Here is a 15,956-nt window from a genome sequence, read left to right as displayed (position 1 = left end):
TCAGACGACCGCCGGCGATCCGCGCCGGATCAGCGCGACGGCCTTCGAAGCCGCGGCACCGGCGGAGGAGATGGTGTCCTCGAGGTCCGCGGGACCGAGCGCCGCGCCGGCGGCGAAGATCCCCTCCCGGTTGGTGGACACGGTGTCCAGCGGCGGCCGGGCGACCTCGATGAAGCCGTACTTGTTCTGCTCGACGCCGAGCACCCCCGCCATGGTCTTCGTGCCCTCCGAAGGCTCCATGCCGACCGACAGCACGACCATGTCCATCGCGACCTCCATCGGCCGGCCCATCGTCGTGTCCTCGCCGCGGACGATCAGGCCACCCTGCTTCTCGAGGATCTCGGTGATGATGCCCTTGATGTACTGGACGTGGTACTGCTCCTGCGCAGGCCAGTAGATCTGCTGTTCCCAGTAGCCGTACATCCGCATGTCGATGTAGAAGATGTAGGCGCGGCTGTCCGGCGCGATCTTGCGCACCTCGATCGCCTGCTTGGAGGCGACGCCGCAGCAGACCTTCGAGCAGTACTCGTTGCCGATGTTCCGGTCACGTGAGCCGACGCACTGGACCCAGCAGATCCGTTCGGGGACCTTCCCCGTCGACGGGACGCGGACGTCGTGGGCCTTCAGCATCACCTCGAGGTCCTGGAGCGCCAGCACGTCGGGGTACTGGTAGTAGTTGTAGATCTGCCGTTCGCGACCGGGATCGAAGTGCGTGAAGCCGGTGCAGAGGACGACGGCACCAGCCGCGACCTCCTCGCTTCCGGAGGGTCCGTCGACCGTGACGACGAAGTCGCCGGCCTCACCGCTGATCGCCGTGACGGTCGAGTTCGTCCGCACGTCTGCCCCGGCCCGCTCGGCGAGGGCGGCGATCATGCCGTCCATCGCCTCCTCGGCGTCGTCGAAGTGCGGGGTGAGGGCCGCGTAGGACTCGAAGATCGGGGTGCCGCCGAGACGCTCGCGCTCCTCGACAAGGACGGCCTTCATCCCCAGGTCGGCGATGTTCCGGGCCGCCTCGATGCCGGCGGGACCGCCGCCGATGACCACCACCGTGTCGCTCATCGGGCCGCCTCCACCGGCGCAGAGTCCACGTCCTCCCAGGTGAGGTACTTCGCCTCGTTGCGCTCCAGGCGGCCGCACTGCTCCTCGAACTCGGCCCAGGCCTTCTCGTGGTCGATGCCCATCTTCTCCAGCAAGGGCTTGTAGTCCGCGGCGTGCCAGTGCAACTGGCAGACCAGGAACGGATGGGCGCCCATGGCCAGCGCAGCGAACTGCGCTTCGGAGAGCACGGGAATCGTGGCGAAGTCCTTGTCCTGGGCCTTCGCGGCGAACTGGCTCTTGTCGAGCGTGGTGACACACCCGGTGTCATGCGTCAGCGTGACGTCGGGGTCCGCCTCTTCCTTCATCCGCTTGATCTTCCGCTGAGTGGCGAACGAGCGGCTGAAGTCGCGTTGGACGAGGATGTGGCGGAAGCCGAACCCGCAGCAGTCAAACCACGTGGAGTAGTCGCGGACCTCGGCACCGAGCGCGGTCGCCAGTCCGGTGACGATCGCGGTGCGCTGCCCGCCGTAGACCTCGGGGTCGTAGATCGCGTCCCCTTCGACCAGCTTGTAGTAGTGGCAGGCCGGGTGGACCGTGACCGCGATCTTCGAGAAGTCGAGCACCTGATGCTTGGCGATGTCGTGCCGCATCGCGTGGAACCACTCGGAGTAGTGGATCATCTCCTCGGGCATCACCAGTGGCTTGCCCATCGAGGCCAGGATCTCGCGCACCTCGGCCCGGAGCTTGGCGTTGGTGAGGATCTCGTGGCGGACTTCCTTGTAATGCCCGAACGATGTCCCGCAGTGGATGATCGGAAAGTGGTCTGACTCGTAGGCGGCCGCGAAGTTGCGCATCGCCACACAGGCCTGCGCTGCCTGGTTGGAAGTCGCCGAGGCGTAGTAGTTCCACGCCGTGCACGAGGTCTGATCGGTCGGGTCGTTGTACTCGATCCCGAGCTTACGATTGACCCAGAAGATCGACGTGGAATAGCCGGGGATGTGACCGCACTGCCCGCACGACTTGTGGTGCCAGGTCTGCCCGATCGGCACCTTCTTCGTGCGCCCGTACTTGACCGGCACCTCGAGGTACGGCTCCGGCACCCGCTGCACGACGAGCTCGCCGGCCGCCTCCAGCTCCCAGAGGTGGTCGTGGAAGTCCTCAGGAGCGTGCTCCTCGCTGAAGGTGAACTCCTTCTTGTTCTTGCGGCCGGGGCCGTTGACCAGCTCGACGGGAATGGTCATAGCTCGTATCCCTCTTCTTCCAGTAGGTCTTCCATCACTTCTTCCAGGAGCGAGTGCAGCCCCTCGTCCAGCTCCGAGATCAGATCCAGCGCGCCTGTCTTGTGCCAGATCAGGTAGAGCTCCACGAGGGTCTTGGTGGAGATCTGCCAGCCGGTCTTGGTGGTGTGGTGCGTGTCCGGCGGCAGCGCGCGGCGCCACAGCTCGAGGTTCTCCGACGTCGCCGCGACCGTCGGGCCCCAGTCGGGGAAGGCGTCGGCCTGCAGCATGTCGGGCGACACCTGGGTGCCCGTCGACATGATCTTGTAGATGATTCGCGTGTAGCCCTTGAGGGCCTCACGGGCGCTGTCGAGGCCGTTATTGACGGCGACCTCGCGCATGATCGTGATGATTCCCCCCGGGTTGTTCCCTCGCGGGCAGCGCAGGCAGGAGAAGCACTGCGAGCAGTCCCAGATGTCCTCCTGGATCTGCTCGAAGATCAGCTCGACATCCTCGCGCGCGGCGGCCTGGGCGATCCGCCGCGGGGAGAAGTCGTAGTAGCGCGCCGACGGACAGGCGGCCACGCAGATGCCGCACTCGTAACAGCCGTAGAGGTAGTCGTCGTAACGCGCGTCGGCCTTGATCTCGGCGAACAGGCGCGCCTTCTCCTCGTACGGCACCTCCGGGTACTTCGGCTCAAGCTTGAACGCGGCGCCGATGCCGGTCATCAGAAGGTCACCACCGCGCTGGCTTCCATCGCCATGCCGTTGAACGCCGCGCCGCCGATCATCTTGACGCCGTCGATGAGGTCCTCGGGCTCCAGGTCGTTGAGGTCCAGGCTCGGCTGGCAGACGTAGAGGCTGACGCCGCACTCCAAGGCCTGGTCGATGAAGAACGCGAGCTTCTGGCCGTCGTCGCCCTTGGGGCCCATCTCCTCGGCGACGCCCTTCTTCAGGAGCTGTGGTCCGTTCATCGTGAAGTAGATGCCGGTCTCGAGGTCCATCGCCGCTGCGGTCGACGCGAGGAAGAACGGTGTCGCGCAGCGCTCGGGCGATTCGAGCCCGTGCGTCATGACGTAGAGGACAGACTCGTCGTCGTCGCTCATGCCGAATCAGTTCTTGCGGACGACGACGCGGAAGACCTTGCCGGTCTGGTCGATGGAGACGAGCTCGTTGCCGGTCTGCTTCGTCCACGCCTTCATGTCGGGTTCGACTCCAGGATCGGTAGCCAGGATCTCGAGTTCGTCCCCAGGGCTCATGGCCTTCATGGCCTTGGCCGTCTTGACGACCGGGATCGGACACGACATCCCCTGGACGTCCAGGGTCTGCATCGACTGGGGCACGGGTCCTCCTCCTGAAGCCTGTCCGGCACCGCTCGGCCGGCTCGAGTCAGTTCTAACAGCGCCGGGTTCGTGTTGTCAAGCTTGCCTAAATACTCAAAGACGGATAGCGTTCGCTCTTGAGCGCTTACGCGAACACCGCCAGTACAATCCGTTGATGCCTGCCAAGCGCACTTCCAAGCCTCCTGCCTTCGGCGAAGACCTACCGCCCGCGGTCCTCGAGCGGGTGGCCGACCGTTTCAAGATGCTGGGCGATACGACGCGGCTGACGCTGGTCAACGCGCTCCACGCTGAGGGAGAGCTCTGCGTCGGCGATCTGGTCGAGAAGCTCGACATCTCCTACGGCGCGGTCTCCAAGCAACTCGCGCTCCTGCGCTCACACGGCCTGGTCGCCAAGCGCCGCGACGGGACGCGCATCTACTACCGCATCAACGACCCATCCCTGAGCGACCTGTGCGACGCGGTGTGCAAGAACATCCGCGAGGACTGGGAGCGCTGGGGGCGCAACCTCGAGCAGGACCTCACCCGCTGATCTGGCCGCGACGGCCAGGAAGGAGAACCATGGCTGTTACCGCCTCGCACACCGCAGATCTCGTCTCGTCGATGAGCCGCGGCGAACTCGAAGAGCTCGTCGGCAAGATGATCGAGGCGAAGGATCCGCGCGATCCGAACCTCGTAACGCTCGTCGCCTGCAGCGGCGACCTCGACAAGATCTGGCCGACGACGATCCTGGCCAGCACCGCTGCGGCGGGCGGCATGGACGTCGCGGTGTTCTTCACCTTCTGGGGGCTCTTCTCCCTCGTCAAGGAGGACCGGCGCGTGACCGGCGACAACTGGATGACCAGGGGCCTGTCGCTGATGAACCGTCCCAGCGCCGAACACGCGGCGCTCTCCAAGCTGAACATGGGCGGGGCCGGGCCGATGATGATGCGCAAGCTCGCCAAGCAGCACGGCGTGGCCGCACCCGAGGAGCTCATGGAGATGGCGAAGGACCTCGACGTGAAGATGTGGCCTTGCCAGATGACCATGGACCTCATGGGCCTCAAGCGCGAGGACATGATCGATGGCCTGGACGAACCGGCCGGCGCCGCCACTGCGCTAGCGCGCATGCAGAAGTCCGCCATCAGCCTCTTCATCTGAGGACGCGCGTGCCCGATAGCTCGGCGGAGCGAGCGGCATGACCCGCTACGGCTTCGCCCTCGATCAGCGCAAGTGCATCGGCTGCCATGCGTGTACGGTCGCCTGCAAGGCGGAACACGGCGTCGAACTCGGCGTGTTCCGCACCTGGGTCAAGTACATCGAGACCGGCGAGTTCCCGGACAACCGCCGGCACTTCTCCGTGCTGCGCTGCAACCACTGCGACGACGCCCCGTGCGTCGCGGTGTGCCCGGTCAAGGCCCTGTACAAGCGCGAGGACGGGATCGTCGACTTCGACGGCTCGCGGTGCATCGGCTGCAAGGCCTGCATGAACGCGTGCCCGTACGACGCGCTGTACATCGACCCCAAATCCCAGACGGCGGCGAAGTGCAACTTCTGCGCTCACAAGGTCGACGTGGGCCTGAAGCCGGCGTGCGAGACCGTCTGCCCCGCCGAGGCCATCACCTCGGGCGATCTGGATGACCCGGACTCCGAGATCAGCCGCCTGATCAGCGTCGTGCCGGCCCAGGTCCGCGCTCCGGAGCAGGGCACCGGCCCCAACGTCTTCTACCTGGGCGCACACGAGGCAGCGCTGAACCCGTTGATGGTCGGCGGGGACGGCGCATACATCACGACGGAGATGCCGAAAGCGCAGCAGATCAAGCTCACGCCGCTGAACAAGAAGGCCACCGCGCGGGCGATCAGCGACATCGACCACGCGCCACCATGGGGTTGGCTGGTGTCCAGCTACTTCCTGTCGAAGGGGGTGGCGGCCGGCGCCATGATGCTGTCGGCGCTACTGCTCGTGATCGGGGCGGACGGCTCGGCCCTGGCGGACATCGTGCCGGGACTTGTGGCGCTGGCCGGCATCGCACTCACCGGCATCTTCCTGATCGCCGACCTCAAGCAGCCCAAGCGGTTCTACTTCCTGTTCACCCGGCCGCAGTGGCGATCGTGGCTGGCGATCGGGGCGCAGTTCATCAACCTCGCCGCGCTCACCTCGCTGGCCTTCACCGTCGCCGCCGCCACGGACTCCACCGGCGCGCGCGACGTGCTGCGGTGGGTGATGGTGCCGTCCGGCATCATGCTCGCGGCCTACACGGGGTTCCTCTTCAATCAGCTCGAGGGACGCGACCTGTGGCAGAGCCCACTGCTCGTCCCCCACACCGTGGTGAACGCGCTCCTCGCAGGCTCAGCCACGCTCGGCATCGCGAGCCTGGCCATCGACGCCCCGCACGACATCGGGCAGGCGCTCGGCTGGACGCTCGTGCTGTCGGTCGCGGCGAGCGCGATCACCATCGCGCTCGACACGTTCGGCGGTCACCCGACCGCCCAGGCCGAGCGCGCCGCCCACAACATGTGGCGCGACATCTACGCCCAGCGCTTCTGGCTCGGCGGGATCCTCACGGGGCTCGTCCTTCCCGGCGCCCTCGGCACGGTCTACCTTGCGATCGGCGGCGGCGGGTGGCTGGCCGCAGCCGGCCTCCTCGGGCTCGTCGGCCTGTGGTGCTACGAGGACGCATGGGTCAGAGCGGGCCAAAGCGTTCCGCTGAGCTGAACACGACGGGAGCACCTGACATGAGCGCGAAAAGCCACGCCCAGAGGGCTTGCTTTCCGTTGACGTCGTCACCGATCCGGAAGGTTGTCCGATGAGCAACGAAGGCATCGACCGCAAGGGCGCGCGCCGCCCCACGGGCTACGGCGCCCGCACCGAAGGACTGAAGTCGTTCCCGCCGGTGGAGCAGTGGGACTCGTGGACCGAATACGACGTCGACGCCTGGCCGAGAAAGGTGCCGCGCGAGTACACGCTCGTACCGACGGTGTGCTTCAACTGCGAGTCCGCGTGCGGGCTCACAGCGTTCGTCGACAAGGAGACGTTCGAGGTCCGCAAACTCGAGGGCAGCCCCCACCACCCCGGCAGCCGCGGGCGCAACTGCGCCAAGGGCCCGGCCACGATCAACCAGATCAAGGATCCGGAGCGAATCCTGTACCCGCAGCGGCGCACCGGCCCGCGCGGCGGCGGGTCATGGGAGCGCTGCAGCTGGGACCACGTGCTCGACACCTTCGCCGAGAAGATGCACGACGCGTTCTCGGCGGACCGCCCGAACGACGTGCTCTACTTCGTCGGCCGCCCCGGCGAGGACGGCTTCGCCGACCGCTTCCTCGAGACCTGGGGCTCGGACGGCCACAACTCCCACACCAACGTCTGCTCCTCCGGCGGCCGCGCGGGGTACGGCTTCTGGTCCGGCACCGACCGCCCGTCCCCCGACTACGCCAACAGCCGCTTCATGCTGCTGATCTCGGCCCACCTGGAGTCCGGGCACTACTTCAACCCCCACGCCCAGCGGATCGTGGAAGCCCAGCAGCGGGGCGCGAAGATCGCGGTCATGGACCCGCGCCTGTCGAACACGGCGTCGATCGCCGACTACTGGCTACCGACGTGGCCGGGCTCCGAGGCCGCGGTGCTCCTGGCGATCGCCAAGATCCTGCTGGACGAGAACCTCTACGACCGCGAGTTCATGCGGCGCTGGGTCAACTGGCAGACCTACCTGGCGCACCGCTCGCCGGGGACCGACCCGACGTTCGACGCCTTCATCCGGGAACTGCGCAGCGAGTACGCGAAGTACACCCCCGAGTTCGCCGAGCAGGAGAGCGGGCTGCCGGCGGCGACGATCGTGCAGATCGCCCACGAGATCGCCGCCGCCGCTCCGGCCTTCACCTCGCACATCTGGCGCGCGGCCGCGGCGGGCAACCTGCACGGCTGGCAGATCACCCGGGCCGTCATGCTCCTCAACGCGCTCACCGGCGCGGTCGGGGCCGTCGGCGGCACGTCGCCGAACGCCTGGAACAAGTTCATCCCGGCGCCGTGGGACAAGCCCAAGCCGAACCTGCAGTGGAACGAGCTCAACTGGCCCCGCGAGTACCCGCTGGCCCACAACGAGATGAGCCCGCTGTACCCCCACCTGCTGCTCGACGGCCGCGGCACGCAGCCGGTCCTCTTCACGCGAGTCCTGAATCCGATCTGGACCTACCCGGACGGCTACTCCTGGCTCCGTGCGCTGCGGGACGAGAAGCTCGTCGGCCTGCACGGCGCGATGACGCCGACGTGGTCGGAGTCGGCCTGGTGGGCGGACTACGTGCTGCCGATGGGCCACGGCCCCGAGCGCCACGACACCCACTCCTATGAGACGCACTCCGGCAAGTGGCTCGGCTTCCGCCAGCCGGTGCAGCGCGTCGCGATGGAGCGCGCGGGCAAGCACATCGACTTCACGTACGAAGCGAATCCGGGCGAGGTCTGGGAGGAGGGCGAGTTCTGGATCGAGGTCTCCTGGCGCGCCGATCCCGACGGCTCCCTCGGCATCCGCAGGTACTACGAGTCGCCGTACCGCCCCGGCGAGAAGATCCGCCTGGAGGAGTACTACCAGTGGATGTTCGAGAACTCGGTTCCCGGGCTGCCCGAGAAGGCCGCGGCCGAGGACCTCACGCCGCTCGCCTACATGCGCAAGTACGGCTCCGTCGAGGTCTCCCGCGACGAGTACCTCCAGCACGAGGTCGAGGTCGAGGTTCCGGAGGACTCCGCGGTCAAGGGCCTCGAGGACACCATCACCGCCCACACGTTCGACCCCGGTCACCTGCCGCTCACCGGCCGGCCTGACACCACCGGGACGATGGTCGACGGCGTCGCGCGCCGCGGATTCAACACGCCCTCACGGAAGCTCGAGCTGTACTCCGAGACGCTCGAGGAGTGGGGCTGGGCCGACCAGGCCACCCCGCACTACCGCCGCAGCCACGTTCATCCGTCGCTGATCGACCACGCGCTGGGCGAGTACGTCCTGCTGCCGACCTACCGGCTGCCGACGATGATCCACTCGCGCTCGGGCAACGCGAAGTATCTGAACGAGCTCTCGCACACCCATCCGCTGCTCGTCTGCCCGCAGGACGCCGAGCGGATCGGCCTGACCACCGGCGGCCTGGCCCGGGTGGAGACGGAGATCGGGTTCTTCGTCATCAAGGCGTTCGTGACCGAGGGCATCCGGCCCGGTATCGTCGCCGCCTCGCACCACATGGGCCGCTGGCGGCTGAAGGAATCCGAGGGCATGGAGCGCTGGTCATCCGCGCTCGTGGACATGACGGAGACCGAGAGCACGGTCACGTTCCGCCAGATCCATGGCGTGCAGCCGTGGGAGTCCGACGACCCCAGCTCGTCGCGGGTGTGGTGGAGCGACGCGGGCGTTCACCAGAACATCACCTTCCCCGTCCACCCGGACCCGATCAGCGGGATGCACTGCTGGCACCAGAAGGTCCGCGTCCGCGCCGCCGAGCCCGGCGACCGCTACGCCGACATCCACGTCGACTTCGCCAAGTCGCGCGAGGTCTACCGCAAGTGGCTCAGCGTCACGCGACCGGCCAGCGGGAACCTGCGCCGGCCGATCTGGCTGTTCCGGCCGGTCAAGCCCGTGCTCGACGCCTACTCCCTGCCCCAGGACGAGGCGACCCTCGCGGCCCGCGAGCGTGCTCAGGCCGGGAGGCTCCCGGACGCCGATCGCCTGTGCGAGATCCTCGACTGGTCGCCCGCGGCCGTGTGGGGTGACGTCGACCCGAGTAAGCGGTGACGATGACCGTACCTGTCGTTGCGATCGGCGGCGGCCACCGTGCGGGCCGGATGAGCGTACTCGCCGCCCGCGTTCAGACGACGAGCAGGACGACCCCGACCAGGGCCGAGACGGTCGCCGCGAACGTGATCGCGGCGAGCTTGCGCAACGAAGCCGGCCGGGCGATGGCCGCATCCGAGCGCAGCGATCCTTCCCGCTCCTCGTAGTCCTCGTGCTGGCCGAAGAGCAGTACCGCTGCAGCCATCAAGAGACCCAGGCCGAGGAGATAGCCCACCGTCGGGACGACCATGTGTCGCGCCGCTCGCAGCAGGAGACCGCCGATCGCCAGAAACGCGATCGCCGTGCGCGCCCAGGCGAGCGACGTGCGCTCGTGCTGGGCTCCGGTGTCGCCGTGCCGGTCGAACAGGGCGGAGCGGGGCGCGCCGTCCGCCATCACAGGTGGATGATCGCGAGCGTCACGCCGACCAAAGAGACGATCGCGACAGTTACGGCGACCACCTGTGCGAGGCGGTCGTATCCGAGCGGCTCGTGCAGGCGCATCGCCCGCTCGTCGCGCTCCCAGCGCCGGTAACTGGCCCCGGCGACGACGCTTGCGAGTACGGCCAGCGGGAGGCCCACTGCGGCACGGGCAAGCGGCGGCTGCGAGACGAGGAACTCGGTCGATCCGATGCCCGCGGCAGCCAGCGCAAGTGCAGTGCGCAACCACGCGAGCATCGTGCGCTCGTTGGCCATGGTGAACCGGACGTCCGGCTCCTCGCCGACGTCGGACAATGTCCGCGGGTCGCCAAACAGCCCGGGTCCTCTCTCGGGCCGGCCGGCGTCGTCGCTGCCAGTTCTCGGTTGACTTTGCATTCGCCTTATTGAGAATATGGGAAAGTCCGACTGACGACGTGGGAGGCGCGACGTGGCGGCGACTGGCAGGGGTCTGACCCGCCGCGGCGGGGTGTCCGCCCCTGAACTCCTGGGCTACGACCAGCCCGGGAAGCTCGTTCGGCTCAGGGTACAGCGGCTTGGCGGTATGACCGCGCTCGCGTTGCAGGCGATGATCGCCGCGGTCCGTTCTCCCGACCAGTGGCGGCGTCAATTCGTCCTGCAGTGCGTCTTCATCCTGAAGGTCGCTGCCCTCCCGATCGCGGTCTCGATCGCCGCATGGGGATTTTCGGGCCCCGGACTCCAGGCCGGAAACTTCCTCGTCACCTTCGGCACCATCGACCGCTCGGGCGGTTTCATGGTCGTTGCGATCGTGCGCGAGTTCGGGACCTTCGTGACCGCGACCGTCGTCGCCGGCATCGTCGGCACGACCATCACCGCGGAGCTCGGCGCGCGCAGTATCCGCGGGGAGCTCGACGCGCTGCAGGTGCTCGGCGTTCATCCGATCGGCGAGATGGTCACTCCACGCATCCTCGCGTTGACGCTGATGATGATGGCTCTCGACGTCCTCGCCCTCATCTGCGGGGTCGCCGGTGGGTACGTCGCGAGCGTGGGCGTGCTGGGCGGGACCACCGGCGCGTTCTTCGTGAACTTCTTCGCGAACACCACCTTCCTCGACCTCGTCGCCAGCGTCGTCAAGGTCGGGATCTTCGGCTTCCTCATCGGCACGATCTGCTGCTACAAGGGACTGAACGTCAAGGGCGGCGCCCAAGGGGTCGGGCGCGCGGTCAACGAGGCGGTCGTCGCGTGCTTGATCGCCATCTTCTTCGTGAACCTCGTCTACACGCAGTTCTTCCTCGCCGCGTTTCCCGATGTCGGGGTGTTCCGATGAGCGTTGACGGGCCGGGCGTCAGCCCGGTCGGGCGCTACCCGCCGAGCGCCCCCGAGCGCGACCTCGGGAGGGCACGCATCCCGGGCGGCGAGCCGGGGCTCGGCTTCTTCGGCTCGGTCGGCGCCGTGACCATCTTCACGTGGGTGGGGCTGCGACAGATTCCGAAAGCGCGGCCGTTCGCAGCAGAGATCATTCGGCAGGCCGCGATCATCGCCACCGGCAGTGTGCTGGTCATCATGGGGATCGCGTTCCTCGCCGGCGGCAGCTGCGGGCTCGAGTCGACCGCTCTGGCGCGATCGTTCGGCGTCGACCCGGTCGCCGGAGGCTTCTCGACGTGGTGCACGATGCGCGAGGTCGTGCCGTTCGTGTTCGGCTACATCCTCGCGGCGAAGGTCGGCTGCGGCATCGTTGCCGAACTCGGCGCGATGCAGGTCGCCGAGGAGGTCGATGCCCTCGACGTGATGGCGGTGCCGTCGATCCCCTACCTGGTCTCCACCCGGATGGTCGCCTCGGCGATCGTGCTCCCGATCGCCTACACGCTGGCGATCGCCTCGAGCTACCTCGCCGCCTTCCTGATGTCCGTCTACCGCTTCGGCGACGTCTCCCCCGGGACCTGGAAGCTCTTCTTCTACAACTTCCAGGACCCGGTCGACCTGCTGTACTCGTTCACCAAGGGCATGACGATCACCGCCTTCGTGATCGCGGTCGCGCTGTTCTTCGGCTACCGCGTGCGCGGCGGCCCGATCGAGGTCGGCACCGCCACCGCGCGGTCGATGGCGATCAACATCATCGGCGTCACGGCGATCAGCATGTTCGGGACCCTCATCTTCTGGGGCGCGAACCCGCGTATCCCGCTGGGATGATCACCCGGGTGCGCCAGCGGCCCGCCGCGGTCGCCCTGCTCCTCGTTGCCCTAGTGGCGGTAGTGCTGCTCACCGATCACGGCGGCACGCACGAGGTCACGGCCGTCTTCCGGCAGGCGAACGGACTGGTCACCGGCGGGGACGTCAAGGCCGGCGGCGTCCGCGTCGGGCACATCATCGCGATCGATCTCGGCGATGACGGCCTGCCGCACGTGAAGATGGAGATCGACAACGACTTCGCGGTCCGCGCCGGCGCCCATGCCGACGTCCGCTTCACCTCCGTCGCCGGGGAGATCAACCGCTACGTCGCGCTGACCGCCGGCACCGGCGCGCCCGTCGCCGACCACGCCGAGATTCCCGTCGCCCGCACCGACAACCCGGTCGAGATCGACCAGGTGCTGTCCACCCTGGACCCCGCTACGCGGCGCGACGTGCGTAGCGTCCTGCGGGACGTCGACGCGGCGACCAGGCGCCGTGGCCCGCTCATCGAGCGAACGCTGTCCCGCAGCGCCGACGCGCTCGAGCAGGTGACCGAGGTCGTCCGCCAGATCCGTGGCGACGGCGACACACTGCGCCAGGTCGTCCAGGACGGCCACACGACGTTGACCGCACTCGCCGCCGATCCGGGCGGGCTCGGCGCGACCGTCACCCAGCTCGCGGAGACCCTGCGCACCACCGGCGCGCGGCAGCGTGAGCTGACGCAGATCACCGCGCGACTGGCTCCGGGCCTGCGCGCGCCGACGCGGGCTCTCGAGACCGCCGACCGAGCCTCCGGGCGTCTGCGCGCACTGGTCGCCGAGCTCCGGCCGAGCGTCGCCGAGCTGCCCGGTTTTGCCGCCGACCTGCAGCCCGCGCTCCACGCGGGTCGCCCGGCGCTCGCTTCCGCCCGCGCCCTCGTGACGTCGGCCCCCGCCGAACTGCGCCGGGTCCTTCCGCTGCTCCGCACCGCGAAGCCCGTCCTGCACACCCTGGACCCGGTGCTCCGCGACACCGCGCCGATGCTCGATCAGTTGCGCACCCGGCTCCCCGATGCGTTCGCGTTCCTGTCGGGATGGGCCGATTTCGGATCGAACTACGATGCCAACGGTCACCTCGCCCGCGTCGGCCTCGTCTTCCCGCCGGCCCCCGTCAACACGATCGGGCCGAGCGACCCCGGCGCCGGCCAACTCTCGCCGCCGTTTCTGCGCACGCCCGGCGTTCTCGAGGGCGAGCCGTGGACGACGTTCGAGCAGAGCTTCGTCGGAGGCACGCCGTGAGGCGTTTCCGATCCGTGATCGTAGCGTCGTGCGCAGTGGCGGCACTGGCGCTCGCGGTCCACACCGCGACGCGCGACGACGGCCGGACGATCCGCGCCGAGTTCACCAACGTCCGTGGCCTGCTCGTCGGCAACGACGTCCGCATCGCCGGAGCCAAGGCCGGGCGTATCAAGAGCATCCGCCTCACCGCGCAGAACGCCGCGCTGGTGACGATGAGCCTCGACGACGGCGCACCACCGGTCCGCGCCGACGCGGTCGCCGCGATCCGCCCGGTCGACCTCCTCGGTGACATCTACCTCTCGCTCTCCCCCGGCCACTCGGCGGCGCCGCTGACCGAGGCGATCCCCGTCGCACGCACGAGCAACGCCCCCAGGATCTCCGACGTCCTCGGCGCGTTCCGTGCCCCCGTCCGCACCGGGCTTCAAGCCGTGATCGTCGAGCTCGGACTCGGTCTCGAACGCCGTGGCGACGACGTGTCACGGGCGGCGGTCAGCCTTCGCCCGGCTCTCGAGGCCACGACCCGCCTGCTGAACGAGGTCGACACGCAGACCGCCGACATCCGCGGGCTGGTCCGCGACGCCGGCAGCATGAGCCACCAGCTCGCGACGCAGAACCGGGCGCTGCGCGCGTCGATCAACGGCCTCGCGGGCACGCTGACGCCGATCGCCGACAGCGGCCCTGCCCTGCCGGGCGCCCTCCGCGCCGCGCCAGACCTCCTCGGGCGCCTGGAGCGCACGTCGGGCCTCCTCTCGCGGACCGCGTTGCGAGGCCGGCCACTGGCGATCGAGCTCGGCCGCGCAGCCGCCCCCCTCACGGCGTTCCTCAACCAAGCCCCGCCGTTCCTTCGCGACGCCCGGAGCACCCTCGTGGCGACGCGGCCGACGCTCCGCAGCCTCGAGTCCGTGCTCAGCGGCGGGCGGTCGACGGTCAGGCGTCTCGCAAGCGGACTGCGCCGAACCGCCGCTGCCGCCCCCGCGACCGCCGACCTCGTACAGGCGATCGTGCCGGCGGCGGCCGATATCTCGGACGGGTTCCTGCGCAACTTCCCAGACCAGGCGAAGGAGCCGGGCAACCAGCCCTTCGACCCGTTCGCCAGCCCCGACCGCCACTACTGGAAGGGCGCGGCCGTGCTCTCATGCCAGTCGTTCGGGCTGCCGATCACGCCCGGGTGCATCGACAAGGTCGGCGGCCAGACGCATCGCAAGACGCCACCGTCCGCACACAGGCCGCCACCGAAGACCTCTGCGCTGCTGACGCCTCCTACCTCCGGCGCCGACCAGGCCCCGGGCCCCGCCAACCAGTCAGTGCACGGCACCGTCAAGAAGGCGCTCACACCGGTACAGCAGCTGCTCGGCTCGATCCTGCCAGGCCGACCGACACCGCCCGCCCCGCCGCCCCCGTCCACGGGAGGCGCCGCCGGCCTCCTCGACTACCTCCTCGGCCCATGACCCCCCGGCGACCGATCGGGGAGCGCATCGCGCACGCGGCAGCGGGCCTTGAGCGTCACGCGGTCATGGTCGGCGTCGCGGTGCTGGCCGTGATCGCCGCGATCACCTACGTGTCGATCATCGCGATCAACGGCGTGCCCTTCGCCGACCCCTACAAGGTCAGCGTCGTCCTTCCCGACGCCGCACCGCTGCTGAAAGACGGAGACGACGTGCGGATCGCCGGGCAGCTCGCCGGGGCCGTGCGCGCCGTGACCGTCGACCACGCCGGCCATGCCGTCGCCCGCCTGGATGTCAACCGCGACCGCACGCCACTCGGCCGTAACGCCCACGTCACCGTGCGTCTGCGCGGTCTGGCCGGCGCCGTCTATGTCGCGCTGGATCCGGGCGACACCAGCAGACCGCTGACCGAAGGCGCCACGCTGCCCCGCGCGCAGAGCTCGAGCGGCGTCCAGCTCACGCAAGTCCTCGACACCTTCGACCCCGCAACCCGCAGCGCTCTCTCCCGCACCCTCAGCGCCTACGGGAGCGGCCTCGTCGGCCGGGGAGAGCACATCAATCGCGCGCTGTCCGACCTGCCTCCCACGCTCCCCGAGCTCACCCGCATCGCCCGCGCCTCCAGCCCGCGCGACGGCGACCTGGCCGCCGTGCTGGGCGGACTGCGCCGCACGTCCGCCGGCTTCGCGACCCCCCACGGCCGTGAGCTCGCGGCGTTGCTGCCCCCCGCCGCGGGGACCCTCGAGGCACTGGCCGCCCGAGGGCCGGCGATCCGGCGGAGCATCGTCGCGGTCCCGCCGCTGGAGGCGACAGCCGCGCGTGTGCTCCCGGTCGCCGACGCCACCCTCACGCAGGCGGCGGACGTCGTCACGCGACTGACCCCCACCTTGCTCGCACTGCGGCGGACGCTCCCGGCCCTCCAGCGCCTGGCGGGTCAACGGCCCGGGCTCCAGGATCTGGGGACCCTCGCCCGCCGGGCCGACCCCGTCCTGCAGGCCACCCGTCCGCTGCTCGCCGAACTCCACGACCCGGCCGCCATGCTCAGCCCACTCGCACGCGGCCTCGCCCCACTGAGCGCCTACCTGGCGACCTACCGGTCCGACATCGCCGGCGCTGCACACGGATTCACCACCTGGGGCGGCTTCAGCTACCCGTTCGGCCAGGCGCCGGGCACCCGCGCCGTCCGGTTCGCCCCGATCTTCACCTGCGCGCACGGCCGCGACGTCTACCCCGCCCCCGGTCAGGCGATCGCCGAAAGGCAGCCATGCGGCCAGTGACCCGGCCAAGGC

16 protein-coding genes are annotated in these 15,956 nt (G+C 69.1%); 9 read left to right on the top strand and 7 right to left on the bottom strand.

Annotation, left to right across the window (positions count from 1 at the left end; translation table 11 throughout):
* From NBH00_RS11865 to NBH00_RS11845, 5 genes are read right to left on the bottom strand one after another with little or no spacing between them, the layout of a single operon-like run.
* Entirely contained in the window at positions 1 to 1,059 is a 1,059-nt protein-coding gene (locus tag NBH00_RS11865) for an FAD-dependent oxidoreductase (protein ID WP_302182734.1), read from the bottom strand.
* A complete protein-coding gene (locus NBH00_RS11860) occupies positions 1,056 to 2,279 on the bottom strand; it encodes a heterodisulfide reductase-related iron-sulfur binding cluster (RefSeq protein ID WP_254573531.1) in 1,224 nt (407 codons plus the stop codon). The genes NBH00_RS11865 and NBH00_RS11860 overlap by 4 nt, the downstream gene beginning before the upstream one ends.
* Positions 2,276 to 2,983 carry a 4Fe-4S dicluster domain-containing protein gene (locus tag NBH00_RS11855; RefSeq protein WP_254573530.1) on the bottom strand — a complete coding sequence of 236 codons (708 nt, stop codon included), beginning with the start codon at positions 2,981 to 2,983 and terminating at the stop codon, positions 2,276 to 2,278. Before NBH00_RS11855 ends, NBH00_RS11860 begins: the two co-directional genes overlap by 4 nt.
* A complete protein-coding gene (locus NBH00_RS11850) occupies positions 2,983 to 3,360 on the bottom strand; it encodes a DsrE family protein (RefSeq protein ID WP_254573529.1) in 378 nt (125 codons plus the stop codon). Before NBH00_RS11850 ends, NBH00_RS11855 begins: the two co-directional genes overlap by 1 nt.
* 6 nt (positions 3,361 to 3,366) lie before the next feature.
* Positions 3,367 to 3,597: a sulfurtransferase TusA family protein gene (locus tag NBH00_RS11845; RefSeq protein ID WP_254573528.1), complete on the bottom strand. Its 231-nt coding sequence runs from the start codon at positions 3,595 to 3,597 to the stop codon at positions 3,367 to 3,369.
* A gap of 154 nt (positions 3,598 to 3,751) precedes the next feature.
* On the opposite strand from NBH00_RS11845, the gene NBH00_RS11840 reads away from it, so the two are divergent.
* The 4 genes from NBH00_RS11840 (at position 3,752) to NBH00_RS11825 (ending at position 9,344) form a co-directional block, all read left to right on the top strand.
* Complete coding sequence (locus NBH00_RS11840) at positions 3,752 to 4,126, top strand: ArsR/SmtB family transcription factor (protein ID WP_254573527.1); 375 nt, start codon at positions 3,752 to 3,754, stop codon at positions 4,124 to 4,126.
* A gap of 29 nt (positions 4,127 to 4,155) precedes the next feature.
* Positions 4,156 to 4,734, top strand: a complete 579-nt coding sequence (locus NBH00_RS11835) for a DsrE/DsrF/DrsH-like family protein (protein ID WP_254573526.1) — start codon at positions 4,156 to 4,158, stop codon at positions 4,732 to 4,734.
* Positions 4,735 to 4,771: 37 nt separating this feature from the next.
* The gene (locus tag NBH00_RS11830) at positions 4,772 to 6,289 is read left to right on the top strand and encodes a 4Fe-4S dicluster domain-containing protein (protein WP_254573525.1); all 1,518 of its coding nucleotides are present in this window, start codon (positions 4,772 to 4,774) and stop codon (positions 6,287 to 6,289) included.
* 91 nt (positions 6,290 to 6,380) lie between these two features.
* Complete coding sequence (locus NBH00_RS11825; RefSeq protein WP_254573524.1) at positions 6,381 to 9,344, top strand: molybdopterin-dependent oxidoreductase; 2,964 nt, start codon at positions 6,381 to 6,383, stop codon at positions 9,342 to 9,344.
* A 73-nt stretch (positions 9,345 to 9,417) separates the two neighbouring features.
* Here the strand turns inward: NBH00_RS11825 and NBH00_RS11820 are convergent, their stop codons facing one another.
* Positions 9,418 to 9,777, bottom strand: a complete 360-nt coding sequence (locus NBH00_RS11820) for a DUF202 domain-containing protein (protein WP_254573523.1) — start codon at positions 9,775 to 9,777, stop codon at positions 9,418 to 9,420.
* Complete coding sequence (locus NBH00_RS11815) at positions 9,777 to 10,115, bottom strand: YidH family protein (RefSeq protein WP_254573522.1); 339 nt, start codon at positions 10,113 to 10,115, stop codon at positions 9,777 to 9,779. Before NBH00_RS11815 ends, NBH00_RS11820 begins: the two co-directional genes overlap by 1 nt.
* Before the next feature lie 247 nt (positions 10,116 to 10,362).
* On the opposite strand from NBH00_RS11815, the gene NBH00_RS11810 reads away from it, so the two are divergent.
* The 5 genes from NBH00_RS11810 to NBH00_RS11790 are packed head-to-tail and all read left to right on the top strand — an operon-like array spanning position 10,363 to position 15,944.
* The gene (locus NBH00_RS11810; RefSeq protein ID WP_254573521.1) at positions 10,363 to 11,106 is read left to right on the top strand and encodes an MlaE family ABC transporter permease; all 744 of its coding nucleotides are present in this window, start codon (positions 10,363 to 10,365) and stop codon (positions 11,104 to 11,106) included.
* Positions 11,103 to 11,969, top strand: coding sequence for an MlaE family ABC transporter permease (locus NBH00_RS11805; protein ID WP_254573520.1), 867 nt, complete (start codon positions 11,103 to 11,105; stop codon positions 11,967 to 11,969). The genes NBH00_RS11810 and NBH00_RS11805 overlap by 4 nt, the downstream gene beginning before the upstream one ends.
* Entirely contained in the window at positions 11,966 to 13,225 is a 1,260-nt protein-coding gene (locus NBH00_RS11800) for an MlaD family protein (RefSeq protein WP_254573519.1), read from the top strand. Before NBH00_RS11805 ends, NBH00_RS11800 begins: the two co-directional genes overlap by 4 nt.
* A 35-nt stretch (positions 13,226 to 13,260) precedes the next feature.
* Positions 13,261 to 14,673: an MlaD family protein gene (locus NBH00_RS11795; RefSeq protein ID WP_254573518.1), complete on the top strand. Its 1,413-nt coding sequence runs from the start codon at positions 13,261 to 13,263 to the stop codon at positions 14,671 to 14,673.
* Entirely contained in the window at positions 14,670 to 15,944 is a 1,275-nt protein-coding gene (locus NBH00_RS11790) for an MlaD family protein (protein ID WP_254573517.1), read from the top strand. Before NBH00_RS11795 ends, NBH00_RS11790 begins: the two co-directional genes overlap by 4 nt.
* The last annotated feature ends 12 nt before the right edge of the window (positions 15,945 to 15,956 follow it).

Source organism: Paraconexibacter antarcticus (genome assembly GCF_024220175.1).
GTDB lineage: Bacteria > Actinomycetota > Thermoleophilia > Solirubrobacterales > Solirubrobacteraceae > Paraconexibacter > Paraconexibacter antarcticus.
This window is presented reverse-complemented; position numbering and strand designations above follow the sequence as displayed.